This window comes from Actinopolymorpha sp. B17G11 (assembly GCF_040196095.1).
In the GTDB taxonomy this organism is placed as follows: Bacteria; Actinomycetota; Actinomycetes; order Propionibacteriales; family Actinopolymorphaceae; genus Thermasporomyces.
Genome location: NZ_JBEFTW010000095.1, coordinates 1 through 1,687, shown reverse-complemented (window position 1 = coordinate 1,687; position 1,687 = coordinate 1). Strand labels below are relative to the sequence as shown.

At 66.2% G+C, this 1,687-nt stretch carries 1 protein-coding gene; it reads left to right on the top strand.

Annotation, left to right across the window (positions count from 1 at the left end; genetic code table 11):
- Nucleotides 1-132 precede the first annotated feature (132 nt).
- Nucleotides 133-1,539 (top strand): IS1380 family transposase, encoded by a 1,407-nt coding sequence (locus ABN028_RS35130; protein ID WP_349699659.1) that lies wholly within the window; start codon nucleotides 133-135, stop codon nucleotides 1,537-1,539.
- Nucleotides 1,540-1,687: the final 148 nt, after the last annotated feature.

Genomic DNA, 1,687 nt, shown 5'->3' with positions numbered 1-1,687 from the left:
AGCCTCGATCCGTGGACCCGGTGGCTGATGGTGTTGGTTCCGCGGCGGGTCGTGCAAAGGGAGTGCCTTCTGGGCTAGGAGAATCGGGAGTGCTGACGTCCTGAGCTCTGCCGAGCCGAGAAGGCACTGGAAGTGAAGCTATCGCATTCGTGGTCCAGGGCCACGCCGCTGTTCGATGATCCGAACCTCGTGTCGTGTTCTGGGCTGGTGCCGGTGATGGCGTTGGCGGAGCGGGCGGGCCTGTCGGAGCTGATCTCGAGCAAGGTCGCCTTCCGGGCGGCGAAGAAGGTGGCCTCGGCTGGGGCCAATCCTGCGGGCAAGCTGACTTCGATCATCGGCGGGATGGCTGCTGGCGCGGACTGCATCGATGATCTGGACGTGATCCGGTCTGGTGGGATGGGTCGGCTGTTCGGCGGGGTGTACGCGGCGCCGACGTTGGGCCAGTTCTTGCGGGAGTTCACCCATGGCCACACCCTGCAGTTGGCCTCGGTCGCTCGGGCGCATCTGGTCAACCTCGTCGGGCGCAGCCGGCTTCTTCCCGGCATCGCCCAGGAGGTGTTCATCGACATCGATTCGCTATTGCGCCCGGTGTTCGGCCGCGCCAAGCAGGGCGCCAGCTTCGGGCACACCAAGATCGCCGGCAAGCAAGTGCTGCGTCGGGGCCTGTCGCCTTTGGCCACTACCATCTCCACGGCCGCAGGCGCGCCGGTGGTGGCCGGGATCCGGCTACGCGGCGGCAGCACCGGCTCCGGCAAGAGCGCAGCCGGCATGGTGCGCGAGGCAATTGCCACTGCTCGCGCCGCAGGCGCGACCGGCGAGATCCTGGTACGTGGCGATTCGGCTTACGGCAACAGCGCCGTGGTCGCCGCGTGTATCAAAGCAGGCACACGGTTCTCCGTGGTAGTCACCAAGAACAAGGCGGTGAACGCCGCGATCGCCACCATCGAGGCGGAGGCGTGGAAGCCGGTGCACTACCCCGGCGCGGTGGCAGATCCCGACACCGGCGAACTGATATCCGATGCCGAGGTCGCCGAAACACACTTCACCGCGTTCGCCTCCACCAAGTATCCGGTCACCGCCCGGCTGGTCATACGCCGAGTGCGTGACCGGGCCCGCGGCGACGAACTCTTTCCGGTCTGGCGGTATCACCCGTTCTTCACCAACAGCACAGAACCGACCGCTGAGGCAGACATCACCCACCGCCGGCACGCTGTCATCGAGACCGTCTTCGCCGACCTGATCGACGGACCACTTGCGCACATGCCCTCAGGTGACTTCTCCGCCAACGCCGCGTGGGCGATCTGCGCCACCATCTGCCACAACCTGCTCCGCGCGGTCGGAACCCTCACCAGCCCCACCCATGCCGTCGCTCGTGGCGGGACCCTGCGCCGGCAGATCGTCACCGTCCCCGCACGCATCGCCCGCCCACAACGCCGGCCCGTTCTACACCTACCAAAGCACTGGCCCTGGGCAAGACACTGGAAATCCTTGTGGGACAACGTGTTCGGCCACCAAGCCCCACCACCACTGACCGCCTGAAACTGCTCACCAGCCGCAACGCCGGCCCGACCGAACAACCAAGTGGAAAAGCTGGACAGACCAGCAGCCACGCCCTACCCGGTGAAAGCCAGCCACCGCCAACTCCACAACAAAGATCATCACATCACCGGGCCCACGGATCGAGGCT